13 protein-coding genes are annotated in these 14679 nt (G+C 42.4%); 7 read left to right on the top strand and 6 right to left on the bottom strand.

Annotated elements, in window-relative coordinates; genetic code table 11:
• The first annotated feature begins 280 nt into the window (after positions 1-280).
• Positions 281-541, top strand: coding sequence for a 30S ribosomal protein S20 (gene rpsT, locus JK188_RS11785; RefSeq protein ID WP_036950300.1), 261 nt, complete (start codon positions 281-283; stop codon positions 539-541).
• A 77-nt stretch (positions 542-618) separates the two neighbouring features.
• Here the strand turns inward: rpsT and nhaR are convergent, their stop codons facing one another.
• Both nhaR and nhaA read right to left on the bottom strand, forming a co-directional pair.
• Entirely contained in the window at positions 619-1542 is a 924-nt protein-coding gene (gene nhaR, locus JK188_RS11780) for a transcriptional activator NhaR (protein ID WP_036950297.1), read from the bottom strand.
• Positions 1543-1732: 190 nt separating this feature from the next.
• Positions 1733-2920 carry a Na+/H+ antiporter NhaA gene (nhaA, locus tag JK188_RS11775; RefSeq protein WP_211886706.1) on the bottom strand — a complete coding sequence of 396 codons (1188 nt, stop codon included), beginning with the start codon at positions 2918-2920 and terminating at the stop codon, positions 1733-1735.
• A 394-nt stretch (positions 2921-3314) separates the two neighbouring features.
• On the opposite strand from nhaA, the gene JK188_RS11770 reads away from it, so the two are divergent.
• Together JK188_RS11770 and JK188_RS11765 are read left to right on the top strand one after the other, a co-directional pair.
• Positions 3315-4163: an EamA family transporter gene (locus tag JK188_RS11770; RefSeq protein WP_211886707.1), complete on the top strand. Its 849-nt coding sequence runs from the start codon at positions 3315-3317 to the stop codon at positions 4161-4163.
• Positions 4164-4300: 137 nt separating this feature from the next.
• The gene (locus tag JK188_RS11765) at positions 4301-5668 is read left to right on the top strand and encodes an amidohydrolase (protein WP_442959124.1); all 1368 of its coding nucleotides are present in this window, start codon (positions 4301-4303) and stop codon (positions 5666-5668) included.
• 62 nt (positions 5669-5730) lie between these two features.
• Here JK188_RS11765 and dnaJ read toward each other — a convergent pair whose 3' ends face one another.
• Both dnaJ and dnaK read right to left on the bottom strand, forming a co-directional pair.
• Positions 5731-6879, bottom strand: a complete 1149-nt coding sequence (gene dnaJ / locus JK188_RS11760; RefSeq protein ID WP_036950288.1) for a molecular chaperone DnaJ — start codon at positions 6877-6879, stop codon at positions 5731-5733.
• Between the two features lie 110 nt (positions 6880-6989).
• Complete coding sequence (dnaK, locus tag JK188_RS11755; RefSeq protein ID WP_036950286.1) at positions 6990-8903, bottom strand: molecular chaperone DnaK; 1914 nt, start codon at positions 8901-8903, stop codon at positions 6990-6992.
• A 351-nt stretch (positions 8904-9254) separates the two neighbouring features.
• Here dnaK and satP point away from each other — a divergent pair, with 351 nt between their 5' ends.
• Positions 9255-9821 carry an acetate uptake transporter gene (gene satP / locus JK188_RS11750; RefSeq protein WP_211886709.1) on the top strand — a complete coding sequence of 189 codons (567 nt, stop codon included), beginning with the start codon at positions 9255-9257 and terminating at the stop codon, positions 9819-9821.
• A gap of 104 nt (positions 9822-9925) precedes the next feature.
• On the opposite strand, the gene mog is transcribed toward satP, so the two are convergent.
• Positions 9926-10510 carry a molybdopterin adenylyltransferase gene (gene mog, locus JK188_RS11745; protein WP_211886711.1) on the bottom strand — a complete coding sequence of 195 codons (585 nt, stop codon included), beginning with the start codon at positions 10508-10510 and terminating at the stop codon, positions 9926-9928.
• A 221-nt stretch (positions 10511-10731) separates the two neighbouring features.
• Positions 10732-11685, bottom strand: a complete 954-nt coding sequence (tal, locus tag JK188_RS11740; protein WP_211886712.1) for a transaldolase — start codon at positions 11683-11685, stop codon at positions 10732-10734.
• 450 nt (positions 11686-12135) lie between these two features.
• Here tal and yaaA point away from each other — a divergent pair, with 450 nt between their 5' ends.
• The 3 genes from yaaA (at position 12136) to JK188_RS11725 (ending at position 14558) form a co-directional block, all read left to right on the top strand.
• The gene (gene yaaA, locus JK188_RS11735) at positions 12136-12912 is read left to right on the top strand and encodes a peroxide stress protein YaaA (RefSeq protein ID WP_036950277.1); all 777 of its coding nucleotides are present in this window, start codon (positions 12136-12138) and stop codon (positions 12910-12912) included.
• A 207-nt stretch (positions 12913-13119) separates the two neighbouring features.
• On the top strand, positions 13120-14115 hold the full coding sequence (locus tag JK188_RS11730; protein WP_211886713.1) for an aldo/keto reductase: 996 nt from the start codon (positions 13120-13122) through the stop codon (positions 14113-14115).
• 224 nt (positions 14116-14339) lie between these two features.
• Entirely contained in the window at positions 14340-14558 is a 219-nt protein-coding gene (locus JK188_RS11725) for a hypothetical protein (RefSeq protein WP_154602774.1), read from the top strand.
• Positions 14559-14679: the final 121 nt, after the last annotated feature.

Here is a 14679-nt window from a genome sequence, read left to right as displayed (position 1 = left end):
CTCTAGTTATCATTCAATTTCATCTTGATGAACATTTGATATCACTAAAAAAATTTTTTCTGAAAAATGATTTAAAATATCTTCTATCAATTATGCTTTTTTTCACGCGCAGATCTGTATTCTTCTGATATTTGCTGGTAGAATCTTGCACCATTCACAACGCATTGACATCGAAGTACACGATGTTTATTTGCACAAATCCATTGACAAATGAAGGGCGAAAGGGCATATTCCTTGACCTTTAAATTGTCCTCAATAGAATACATTTGGGAGTTGGACCTTGGCTAATATCAAATCAGCTAAGAAACGTGCCGTTCAATCAGAGAAACGTCGCCAGCACAACGCTAGCCGTCGCTCTATGGTACGTACTTTTATTAAGAAAGTTTACCTTGCTATCGCTGCAGGCGATAAAGAAGCAGCTCAGAAAGCATTCAATGACATGCAACCTCTTGTTGATCGCCACGCTAGCAAAGGCCTGATCCACAAAAACAAAGCAGCACGTCATAAAGCTAACTTAGTTGCTCAAATCAAAGCAATGTAATTTCGCTTCTTGATTATAAAAAACCGGCTTAGGCCGGTTTTTTTGTCTACTAATTTCTTACCTTACACTTTCGTGCTCTAAACTTTCTGTTCTAAATTATCGAACGGAGCTGAAAATAACTCAGAAAAATCTTTATTGCAGACACGTTGTACTGCTGGGTGCTGGATCATTCTTTCCGCAAAAATCACGTAATACTCTTCTTTAACGCTATCTAAGCGGCCAATTTCTTGCACTTCATTATCAGCAAAAATATCTTTTGCATACAAAGATGGCGCCACGAAAATGGCATTGTGATACATTCCAAATGCTTTCATTAATGCTGCATCATCAAATTCGCCGAGTACTTCAACTTGCAGGTTTTTATTGCGGATCCATGTTAATAAATGGCGGCCTAGCATAGAACGACGACCTGGAATTAATAACCTACGCTCTTCTAGACATTCAGGGAATGGTTTCTTCGGTACTGGCTGACGGCAGAAAAAGCTCACGCTGCATTCACCTAATTTAACGGAGAACAAACCCTCTTGCTGTGAAGAGTCCACAGGGCAATCCGATAAAATCATATCCAGCTTGTGCTGGCTTAATTGCTCCAGTAACAGCTCATGAGTCGATTCAAAGCAACGTAAATGAATTTGCTCATGTTCTACAACTGCTGTTTCTAGTACACGGCTGACTAAACGTTTCGATAATGCGTCAGCCACACCCACATCAAACAGTAGGTTAGATTCTCGGCTGTAGTTGACGATATCCAGCATTTCTTGGCTGAGCATAAACATTTTGTCAGCATAACGAAAAATCAGTTGTCCCAGCTCTGAAGGCACGAGCCCTCGACCTTGGCGCTTAAATAATTTTCCACCTAACCGTTCTTCGAGTGCTTTAATTTGCCCAGTAATTGTCTGTGGTGTCAGGTAAAGAGCCTCGGCAGCACCGACAACAGAGCCTTCTTTGCAAACATGCCAGAAATAGTAAAGGTGGTTAAAATTAAGATGTGAAACCCGCATATCGATTCCTTTTGTATCGCCAATAATGACCGCAGTACTTAATGACCACAGTACATACTGACCATACGCTTTACCCGTACCCCGTAATCGGGAGTTATAAGTTAAAATACCCGCAGTATGCAACTCATACCGCGGGCATATCATAGAAGATTAACTCGAAAATTCTTACTAATAATTACGTCTATTATGTTTATTTTGCATCACTGTGCGAAACTTTTGGTTTCGGTAACACTACCCTTAACATAAAGTACCCTAACAATGCTGCTGTTGTTGAGCCAATTAAAATACCCAGTCTCGAGTAGGTACTATACACTTCATCAAGCCCTTCAAAAGCGAGGCCGGTGATAAAAATAGACATAGTAAAACCGATTCCACAAAGCACAGAAACAGCAAACACTTGCTTCAAGTTAATCGATGCTGGCAATTTAGCCAACCCTACTTTTACCGAAATCCAACTAAATAAGAAAATACCGACTGGTTTGCCCAGTATCAAACCCGCAGCAACGCCAAGTGGTAATGGGCTCATTAAACCATCAAGGGTGACGCCATTGAGCTCTACGCCTGAATTTGCAAACGCGAAGATAGGCAAAATGAGATAAACAACCCAAGGGTGCAACACATGCTCTAGTTCTTCCGACGGTTTTGTATTATTAGTCCCTCTTAATGGAATTAAGAAACCAACAATCACCCCAGCCAGAGTGGCATGAACCCCTGATTTCAGAATACAAACCCACAAGATTAAGCCAATCACTAAGTAAGCTGCGGTGTTTTCAACTCGTCTCCAGTTCATTAGACAGAGGATTGCCACACACAGTGCCGCTAAACTTAGCGCTACCACAGAAACTGAGCTGGTATAGAAAAAGGCAATGATCACAATGACACCAAGGTCATCAATGATAGCTAATGCCAATAAAAACACTTTGAGCTCTGTAGGCACTCGCTTACCCAATAACGCCATTACGCCTAACGCGAACGCAATATCTGTTGCTGCTGGGATAGCCCAACCTTGACGAGTAATATCGTCAGCACCATTGAACGCTAAGTAAACTAACGCTGGTGCAATCATTCCCCCCACAGCCGCAATTGCTGGAAATATCGCTTTATCACGTCCCGCAAGGGATCCTTCCAATAACTCGCGTTTTACCTCTAAACCAACAACCAGGAAAAACACGGCCATTAAGAAATCATTAATCCATAGAATCAGAGGTTTATCTAATTCAAATGTTGAAATTTTAATGGTTACCGGAATATCTAAAAATTGCTGATAAGCTCCTTGTAATGGCGTATTAGCCATTATTAAAGCGACAATGGCAGCAATAATTAGGAGTAGCCCTCCTGCTGCTTCTAACTTTAAAAATTTACGAATAATTGCTGTCATATGAATAACTCCAAAAAATACTTTTGAATGTTAATATTATGATAATCATTAATTCGTAAAAAATCGTTTATTTATCCATTAATGATCGTAATTTCCGAGTATTTAGCAATCGAGATCACGACGAATGATAATAAATCGTTAATTTAACTATAGGCAACTATTCTAAAAACCAACAATAAATTTACTGAGTAAAGCGCTTTAAATATTCAACTTTTTTAGAGACTAATGAAAAATGACCATTATCGATAGTCCAAAAAATCGTTTATTTTTTTATTTTCGAAGCCCTTCGCAAAAATAAAAGTACCTGCCCTCTCTTCCTTGCGTGCCGCTTCATAAAAAAGACGCTTTATGTGATACTCGAGCCACTCTTAAGCAATCACTATCTCTCTATATTATGTCCCTATACGTACTGCTTTCTGTGCTGTTTGCTGCGTTTTGCCATGCCAGTTGGAATGCTCTGGTTAAATTTGGTAATGACCGCTTCTTTGGTTTGATAATGATTGCCATTTTTTCTGGAATTTTAACTATTCCAGCTCTCTTTTGGTTTGGGCTGCCATCTCCTGATGCCGTCCCGTGGCTAGCTTTGTCAGTATTATTTCACATCGGTTATATCTATTTTCTCAGCCAAGCTTATAACCATGGTGACCTCAGCCAAATTTACCCTATTTCTCGCGGCTCAGCCCCTTTAATCACCGCGTTATTAAGTATTGTTTTATTCAATGAATCCTTACCATTTATGAGTTTTGTAGGGATTATTTTCATCATTTCAGGCGTGGTAGCCATCGCGTTTGCAGGTCGAAAATTTACTTTGAATATCAAAGGTAAAGCGCTTAGCTTTGCATTGTGCACTGCCTTTTTTACGGCTTGTTATACCCTCTCAGATGGATATGGCGCTAGAGCCAGTCAAGATCCCGTTGTTTATACCCTATGGCTGTTTTTATTAAATGGTGCGGTACTCGCCATCCCTGGAGTGATGAAATACAAAAGTTCATTACTACACGGGTTTAGGCAATATTGGCGCTCAGGGTTGCTTGGCGGGTTAATGCAGCTAATTAGCTACGGCATCGCAATCTGGGCAATGAGCCAAGCCCCCATCGTACTCGTTGCTGCTATTCGTGAAACTAGTGTCCTTTTTGCTATGTTTCTTTCCATTGTATTTCTTAAAGAGAAATTTAATGGAATGCGAGTCCTCGCCTGTATTGTCATCTTACTTGGGGTGTTACTGGCGAAACTATCCAGTTAAGATAGCGGTGCTTAGAAGATAAGTTTTACATCCTATATTTGATGCCCATAATATTTGATACAAATAATTTTTAGCCCTATTTTTCATTGAGTCATGAGGTAAGAATGACATTACTCCGATCTCTCGTTGCCATATCGATGATGGCAGCACCTATCGCGGCACTTGCCACCACTCCAGCGGATTTAATCATTGTTGATGGTACTGTTTTGACAATGGATGCCAATAATCAAGTTATTGAGAATGGGACCGTTGTTATTGATAAAAATAAAATTATCGCTGTTGGCGGCCCTGAGCTTGCCACGCAATATACCGCCAAAAAACGGCTAAATGTTGATGGCGATATAGTCATGCCAGGGTTAATCAATACCCATACTCACGCATCAATGACTGTATTTCGTTCCCTTGCCGACGATGTCCCCGACCGTTTGCACCGCTATATCTTCCCATTAGAGAGCAAGATGGTTTCCCGTGAAATGGTGCGAGTAGGCGCTAACTTAGCCAACGTCGAAATGGTCAAAGGTGGCGTTACAACTTACGTGGATATGTACTATTTCGAAGATGAGGTTGCAAAAACCGTCGATAAAATTGGTATGCGCGCGATCCTTGGAGAATCCGTGATCAAATTCCCTGTTGCTGATGCTAAAAATGCAGATGAAGGTATCGCTTATGCCGTGAAATTTATCAACCAATACAAGGATCATCCTCGCATTACGCCAGCTTTTGCGCCTCATGCACCTTATACCAACACCACTGAACATCTACAGAAAATTGCTAAGCTTTCTCAAGAACTGAATGTTCCCGTGATGATCCACTTAGCGGAAACCGACAGAGAGCAAGAAGAAATTGCCAAACGTACTGGCGGCAAAAGCCCGGTTCAATATATGGCAGACATCGGCGTCCTGAATAACAAAGTGATTGCCGCTCATGCCATTATGGTTGATGAAACCGATATCGACCTGCTCAAACAGTATGATGTCGGTGTGGCACATAATGTCAGTGCGAATACCAAATCAGCCAAAGGTGTTGCTCCAGTGACCGCGATGTTAGCAAAAGGTGTTCGTGTGGGTTTAGGAACTGATGGTCCGATGTCCAGCAATACCTTAACGACCATGAACGAGCTAAATTTAGTGGGTAAAATTCATAAGCTTGAAAATAAAGATAGAGCTGCAATGCCACCCATCACCGTGGTTGAATTAGCGACCAAAGGCTCTGCAAAAGCCATTCACATGGAAGATAAGTTAGGCTCTCTAGAAGCGGGGAAATTGGCAGATATTATCGTTGTCGATACAAAATCACCGAATATGGTTCCGATGTATAGCCCTTATGCCGCACTGGTTTATGGCGCGAATGCTTCCAATGTACGCCATACCATTGTGGATGGAAACCTATTAATGGAAGACCGCAAAGTACTCACAGTTGATGAAAATGCGATTGTGAAAGAGGCTCTACAATTTGCTGATCAAGTTCGTAAAACCGTGGTTGCCAGCGGTGAAACAGTGAAATAAAAAAAATGGCTGATTCAGTATTTCACTGGATCAGCCATGATTCTTAACTTAGCGATTAACCCTTATTTATTGGTTAAATCATCAAAGAATTTTTTCACGCCATCTAAGAAGCGTTTTGAACGTGGGCTATTTTTCTCGCCACCCGTGCCGCCTAACGACTCACCAAACTCTCTGAGTAACTCTTTTTGTTTCTCATTCAGTTTGACTGGGGTTTCGACAACAATGTGACACATTAAGTCACCTTGCATACCACCACGTACTGACTTCACGCCCTTACCTTTCATACGGAATGTTTTGCCCGTTTGGGTTTCCGCAGGAATTTTCAGTTTAACGCGGCCATCAAGGGTTGGGACTTCAATTTCGCCGCCCAGCGCTGCCGCAGCAAAGTTGATTGGCACTTCGCAATGTAAGTTATTACCATCACGTTCAAAAATATCGTGAGGTAAAACATGCATTTGAACAAATAAATCCCCTGCTGGAGCGCCATTCGCACCAGCTTCACCTTCACCGGATAAACGAACGCGGTCGCCCGTATCAACCCCTGCTGGGATCTTAACGGATAAGGTTTTGTATTTCTCAACACGACCTTGACCATGACATTTGTTGCATGGGTCTTTGATGACTTTTCCGCGACCGTGACAGGTTGGGCAAGGTTGTTGTACTGAGAAGAAACCTTGGCGCATGTGTACTTGGCCCATACCGTGACAGGTTTGGCATGTATCTGCGCTAGTGCCTGGTTTTGCACCGCTACCGTGGCACACGTCACAGCTTTCGAGCGTTGGAATACGGATCTCTTTGGTCACTCCACGGACTGCTTCTTCAAGAGTCAGTTCCATGTTGTATTGCAGATCAGAACCACGGCTTGGGCGCTGTTGACGACGACCGCCACCAAAAATGTCACCGAAGATGTCACCAAAAATATCACTGTTGAAATCGCCGCCACCAAAGCCGCCGAATCCACCTCCGCCACCCATACCGCCTTGTTCAAACGCGGCATGACCATATTGATCGTAAGCGGCACGTTTTTGCTCATCGGACAGGACTTCGTAAGCTTCTTTTATCTCTTTGAATTTCTCTTCAGATTCATCTTTGTTTTCCTGATTGCGGTCAGGATGGTATTTCATTGCTAAGCGCTTATATGCTCGCTTAATGTCTTTTTCTGAAGCATTTTTTTCGAGGCCTAAAACCTCATAAAAATCTCTTTTCGCCATTTATTTTTCCCTTAACATGCAGACACGGGCGCAGAGTTCCCTCAACGCCCGTGTCCGGTATCAGTCACTATTTAACATTATTGCGATAGTCACTGCGCCCGCTAAGGGCCTTATTTTTTGTCTTTGTCGTTAACTTCTTCGAATTCAGCGTCAACAACATCGTCATCTTTCTTCGCTTCTGCACCTGCACCCGCAGCGCCCGCTTGAGCTTGTTGCTGTGCAATTTCCAGAAGTTTCGCAGATGCCGTTACCAGCGCTTGGATTTTCGCTTCGATTTCAGCTTTATCTTCACCTTTAGAAGCGACTTCTAATTCTGAAGTTGCTTTTTCGATGTTCGCTTTATCTTCAGCTGGTAATTTGTCGCCTGCTTCTTCGATTTGTTTACGAGTACCGTGAATCAGTTGGTCTGCTTGGTTGCGAACCTGCACTAACTCTTCAAATTTACGGTCTGCTTCAGCGTTAGCTTCTGCGTCACGTACCATTTTTTCGATTTCCTCGTCATTCAGACCAGAAGATGCCTTAATGGTGATGTTTTGCTCGCGACCGCTGTTTTTGTCTTTCGCAGAAACATGCAGGATACCGTCCGCATCGATGTCAAAAGTCACTTCGATTTGCGGCATACCACGTGGCGCTGCTTGAATACCATCTAAGTTAAACTGACCCAGTGATTTGTTATCACTTGCACGTTTACGCTCACCTTGCAGTACGTGAATGGTCACGGCTGCTTGGTTATCTTCCGCAGTAGAGAATACTTGGCTGTGTTTAGTTGGGATTGTGGTGTTCTTCGAGATTAACGAAGTCATCACGCCACCCATGGTTTCGATACCTAAAGACAGTGGAGTTACGTCAAGTAACAGAACGTCTTTAACATCACCCGCTAATACACCACCTTGTACTGCTGCACCCATTGCAACGGCTTCGTCTGGGTTAACGTCTTTACGTGGCTCTTTACCAAAGAAATCAGCAACAACTTTCTGAACCATTGGCATACGAGTCTGACCACCAACTAAGATAACGTCGTTGATGTCACCTACGCTTAAACCAGCGTCTTGCAGAGCAACTTTAACTGGCTCCATAGAACGTTTAACTAAATCTTCTACCAGTGACTCCAGTTTTGCACGAGTCACTTTGATGTTCATATGTTTTGGACCTGTCGCATCCGCAGTGATGTATGGCAGGTTAACGTCAGTTTGTTGAGCAGAAGACAGCTCAATTTTTGCTTTTTCAGCAGACTCTTTCAGACGTTGCATTGCCAGTGGATCGTTACGCAGATCAACACCTTGTTCTTTCTTGAATTCGTCAACTAAGTAGTTGATTAAACGAGTATCGAAGTCTTCACCACCTAAGTGAGTGTCACCGTTGGTTGCCAGAACTTCATAGGTTTTTTCGCCATCAACTTCATCGATTTCGATGATTGATAAGTCGAATGTACCACCACCTAAGTCGTAAACCGCGATAGTACGGTTACCAACTTCTCTATCTAAACCGTAAGCCAGCGCTGCTGCTGTTGGTTCGTTGATGATACGTTTTACTTCTAAACCAGCGATACGACCCGCATCTTTGGTTGCTTGACGCTGAGCATCGTTAAAGTAAGCTGGAACAGTGATAACCGCTTCAGTTACTGGTTCACCCAGATAGTCTTCCGCTGTTTTCTTCATTTTTTTCAGCACTTCAGCAGAAACTTGTGGCGGTGCCATTTTTTGGCCTTTCACATCTAACCACGCATCACCGTTATCAGCCGCTACAATTTTGTATGGCATGATAGACACGTCGCGCTGAACTTCTTCGTCTTGGAAACGACGACCGATCAAACGTTTGATCGCAAATAATGTGTTTTCTGGGTTAGTGACAGCCTGACGTTTTGCTGGCTGACCAACTAAAATTTCACCATCTTGTGTATATGCAATGATGGAAGGAGTAGTTCTATCACCCTCGCTGTTCTCAAGAACACGCGCAGTAGTGCCATCCATAATTGCAACGCATGAGTTAGTTGTACCTAAATCGATACCAATAATTTTACCCATTTAAAACGCCTCCAAAGGAATTCTTTTCATTTAATTTCGATATCAATCTATATAAGGCTCAATATTTCATTTTCAAGGGAGTTTTTACTTCAACCTTGATTTTTTTTGCAACCTTACATCTTTTGCAATTCGCAATAATTTAGATTGATAACTGTTGATGTCTTAAAGATGGGGTCACAAATTCATTCATCAAGGGGCAAAACTAAAAAAGTTTTACATTTAATGCAAAAAAACCCGTCTCTTGATCATTGTTTCGACAATTAAAACTGCGTATTATTCGCCTCCCCGTCCTATGGGGCTACAAATATTCATTGTATCTATTTGATTTTTAAAAACTTTACCAGAGGTTATATGCAATCTAGTTCGCTTGCCAATCCAGGCCCACTCGGTTTATTGGGCTTTGGTATGACAACAATCCTGCTGAATATTCATAATGCAGGCTTTTTCCCTCTCTCATCTGTGATTTTAAGTATGGGGATTTTCTATGGTGGTATCGCGCAAGTGATTGCTGGGCTTATTGAATATAAGAAAGGCAATACGTTCGGTGCGACTGCATTTACCTCTTACGGCTTCTTTTGGCTTGCGTTAGTCGGTCTGCTATTTTTACCGACCATGGGATTAGCCGAAGCAACTGACCCTGCATTTTTAGGGATGTTCCTGCTTTTATGGGGGATCTTTACTTTCTTTATGTTCTTAGGCACCTTCAAAGCAAATTTCGTGCTGCAATTTATCTTTGGCAGCCTAACTGTACTGTTTGCAATGTTGGCGGTGGGTAATCTGACCAACGATGCCACGCTGCTTCAATATGCGGGCTATGAAGGAATTATCTGCGGTGCGAGCGCGTTCTATCTGGCTGTCGCTGAGATCTTAAATGAACAGTATGGCAAAACCATCCTGCCAATTGGTCAGCGTAGCTAAATTTATATACGGCTAACCTGATAGCCTATTAAGCAAGATAGACAGAAAACTGTAACAAGAATTATCAGGCAGACATGACGTTCTGCCTGATTTTTTAGAAGAGATTACTCGGCAGTGCGAATAGCCGACTTTGGACGGAAAGCTTTAACGATGCTTTCGTCTGTTTCAACGTATGGGCCATCAAGTAGTTGAATACAGTATGGCACACTCGCAAAAATGCCTGATACCAGCACATTTCCTTCTTTATCTTTCAGCCCTTCTAAGGTTTCAGCAATCGCCTTTGGCTGTCCCGGTAAGTTTAAAATCAGTGACTGATTGCGGATCACACCAACTTGGCGAGATAAAATCGCCGTCGGCACGAACTTCAGGCTAATTTGGCGCATCTGTTCACCAAAACCAGGCATTTCACGATCGGCAACTGCAAGCGTTGCATCTGGGGTGACATCTCGACGAGCAGGACCGGTGCCGCCTGTAGTCAGGACTAAATGACATGAAAATTCATCCACCAGCTCACACAACGTTTGCTCAATCATGACTTGCTCATCAGGAATCAAACGAGTTTCTAAACGAAAAGGGGTGGTAATGGTTTTCGTTAGCCACTCTTCCAGTGCTGGGATCCCTTTATCTTCGTAGATACCGCCTGAAGCACGATCAGAAACCGACACCAGACCTATGCGCAACTCATTCATACAAACCTCAAAAATTAATCATTTAAATTTGTTCATTTGGCGAGAAAATGCTAATTCAATTAATACTAAGCCAATAATGATAAACATGGCGCATCATACCATGAGGTCAAGTGCTTGACAGCGTCGTGTTTGTGTCGAAATATGGAATTGAGAGTTTAATCAATGAAAAAACAGCATAAAAAAACCCAGCCAATTGACTGGGTTTTCTAAGAAAAAGGAAATTACAGCAGAGCTGCGATCATTTTTTCCAGTTTTTCTTGGTCTACAGCAAACTTACGGATACCGTCAGACAGTTTATCAACCGCCATTGGATCTTGGTTATGCTGCCAGTAGAACTCAGCTTCAGTCAGTTTAGCGCCTGGCTCTTGAGTTTTACCTTCATCTTTCAATTTACAAACCAATTCGCCTTGTGATTCAGACAGCTCTTTCAGCAGCGCTGGAGAGATAGTCAGACGGTCACAACCTGCCAGCTCAATGATTTCACCTACGTTACGGAAGCTTGCGCCCATCACGACGGTTTTATAACCATGTGCTTTATAGAAGTTGTAGATTTCAGTCACAGAAACCACGCCTGGATCTTCATGCGCAGCAAACTCTTTTTTATCGGTGTTTGCTTTGTACCAGTCAAGGATACGACCTACGAATGGAGAGATCAGGTAAACACCAGCTTCCGCACAAGCACGCGCTTGAGCAAAAGAGAATAATAAAGTTAAGTTACAGTTGATGCCTTCTTTTTCCAGTTTCTCCGCCGCGCGGATACCCTGCCAAGTAGAGGCTAGTTTGATCAAAATGCGGTCGTTGCTGATACCAGCTTCGTTGTACATTTTAATCAGACGACGAGCTTTAGTAATACACGCTTCTTCATCATAAGAAAGACGTGCATCAACTTCAGTTGAAATACGACCTGGGACTAATTTCAGAATTTCTAAGCCGATATTAACAGCCAGTTTGTCACATGCATCGACAACTTGTTGTTCACGGTTATTACTTTGCTTACGTGCCCACTCTACCGCTTCATCAATTAATTTACGGTACTCAGGAATTTGTGCAGCATTTAAAATCAGCGATGGGTTAGTCGTCGCATCTTGTGGTTTGTACAGCTTCATCGCTTCGATGTCGCCAGTGTCGGCAACAACAGTTGTCAGACTACGTAAGGAGGTTAGTTTGTCGGTCATTTCTTTAATCTCGTTGTTATACCCGTCATACTTCAAGTTGTAGGGGTGTTGGCTACATTCACTCACCCTTGCTATCTACCCATAACAAGAATTATTTAGGGGAAACCCGCCATGCTTCGAGTCGTAGGGCTGTTGGCTACGCTGATTAGCCACACATCTGCAACTTAAACTACTTTGTGTATTATTAAGGAATTGAGGCTAGCGCCGCACCGTCCCATGATAATATCACGCATCTACGTTGCTGCAAGCGAGGAAATATCCTTGAAAGCAACTATTTGATCAGCAATCGTTTTCGCAGCATCCCTAATAACTGAATGCATTTAGCTAGGTTGATTCATCTCATCAGTAAACCAGATAACCATCATAAGCGCGACTTATTACAGCGATTCGCCATTTCGTCTGATTTTTTGTTAAAGTAACGGGTAAATTTACTATCATAAGGGTTAAGTTATGCTGATTACTATTTCACCTGCCAAAACATTAGACTACGAAAGCCCGCTCGCCATCGACACGTTTACTCAACCCGAGCTCCTCGCTGAGTCTGAAAAACTAATTAAAACATGCCGAAAACTCACACCAGCAGATATCGCGAGCTTAATGAAAATTAGTGATAAACTTGCAGGGCTGAATGCGGCGCGTTTCGGTGAATGGCAGCCAAACTTTACCCCTGATAATGCACGCCAAGCCATCCTCGCCTTCAAAGGGGACGTGTATACCGGCATGCAAGCCGAAACGTTTTCTCCCGCTGATTTTGAATTTGCTCAGCAACATTTACGTATGTTGTCCGGCCTATATGGTGTGCTGCGTCCATTAGACTTAATGCAGCCTTATCGCTTGGAAATGGGAATTCGCCTTAAAAACAGCCGTGGTAAAGACTTATATGAATTCTGGGGAGATATCATCACTCAGCATTTAAATAAAGCACTGGCAGCGCAAGGGGATAATATCCTTGTTAATTTAGCTTCTGATGAATATTTTAAGTCTGTGAATACCAAAAAATTGGACGCTGAAATTATCAAACCCGTTTTCTTAGATGAGAAAAATGGCAAATATAAAGTCATCAGTTTTTATGCAAAAAAAGCTCGCGGATTAATGAGCCGTTTTATCATTCAAAATAAACTGACTAAATCTGAACAGCTATCTGACTTTAATTTAGAAGGCTACCAATTTGATCAAGCGCAGTCGAAAGGTAATGAATTAGTCTTTACTCGACCCGAGCAAGCTTAATCATAGACTCACTGTGTTGGCTTATGGGGAATGCATCACACCCTATAAGCCTCATACTCAACATACGATATCTTATTTCAAATCCCCGTCACAATCTGGCTATAAAATAATCATTTCTTAAGCTGTATAGCATTCTTTCACCAGTGAGCTCAACAGAGTTATGCCAAAATTCGAGTAAATCTTTGCCATTTATTTTGGAGGTGAGCCATGCCATATTCTGCTGCGTCACATCGTTACACAGATATGGAATATCGTCAGTGCGGTCGGAGTGGATTAAAGCTCCCCCTTGTCTCTTTAGGACTCTGGCATAATTTTGGTGACAACAAGCCAATTGATAACTGCCGAGCCATGTTAAGACATGCGTTTGATCACGGGATCACCCATTTTGATCTCGCCAATAATTACGGACCGCCTCCTGGCTCTGCAGAACAACAATTTGGTCGCATTCTACAACAAGATTTTCGTCCTTATCGCGATGAAATGGTGATCTCCTCCAAAGCAGGTTACACCATGTGGGAAGGCCCTTATGGTGATTGGGGCAGTAAAAAATATTTAGTTGCTAGTCTCAATCAAAGTTTAAAAAGAATTGGCGTCGACTATGTAGATATTTTCTATCACCATAGACCCGATCCTCAAACCCCATTAGAGGAGACCATGGCAGCCCTTGATTTGATTGTTCGCCAAGGGAAAGCGCTTTATGTGGGAATTTCGAATTACCCCGCAGAAACGGCGCAAGAAGCTATCCGTATTCTCAATCAACTGGGCACCCCTTGCCTTATTCACCAGCCTAAATACTCCATGCTAGAACGTACCCCAGAAGAAGGTCTCCTCGATTTGCTCGAAGAGGAAGGTGTCGGCTCGATTGCCTACTCACCACTGGCCGGAGGTATTTTAACGGATCGCTATCTCAATGGTATTCCCGCTGATTCTCGTGCAGCAGGTAATCCATCACTGCCGCCTGAAAGACTTACATCCGCTATTTTAGCAAAAGTGAAAAAACTCAATGAATTAGCCTTAAATCGTGGGCAAAAATTGAGTCAAATGTCTTTAGCGTGGTTACTGCGCCACGACCGCATTACTTCCGTGCTTATCGGCGCAAGCCGTATCAGCCAAATCGATGATGCTCTCGGCATGATGGAAAATCGCGATTTTAGCCAAGAAGAATTAAAAGCCATTGAGCTGATCCTCGAAGACTCAATCTAAGCCCTTCTTATCGCTATCTCTTAAAATATATTTAAGGGATAGCGTTCTATTTATTATCTTTAATTTAAATACAAACGAACGAATAACATCTTAGTTTATTATTTTATATTCATTAAAAACAAATTTGATCCATTAATTAACCGACAACATTCTTTAATTATTTAAGTGAGTCATTTAAGCTTTATTTGCAGTTTAATTAATTCACTTTATAACGAGGAATTTATATGCGTAAAATCTCTACTCTCTTAATCACCTTATTATTCCCTTTATCCGCTCTTTCCATGACTATACCGACCGACTCTCAGCAAACCGCCACCGAATATCTATGGAGTAACGGCGGTAATGGCGGTAACGGTGGACATGGCGGCAATGGTGGTAACGGGGGAAGTGGTGGTAGCGGCGGGCATGGAGGCAATGGTGGAAACGGCGGTAATGGAAATTAAATAAACCCGATTATTTAATTATTTCCCCCTTCACCCACGAAGGGGGATGGAGGAAAAAATGACGAATCAATCTCTATTTAAATTCATCTCTATTTTAGTTTTTTCTGCAATACCAACATTA

The organism is Providencia sp. JGM181, assembly GCF_018257375.1.
Taxonomy (GTDB): Bacteria; Pseudomonadota; Gammaproteobacteria; order Enterobacterales; family Enterobacteriaceae; genus Providencia; species Providencia lanzhouensis.
Note: the sequence above shows the minus strand (reverse complement) of the source record. Positions and strands in the feature narration are given on the sequence as shown.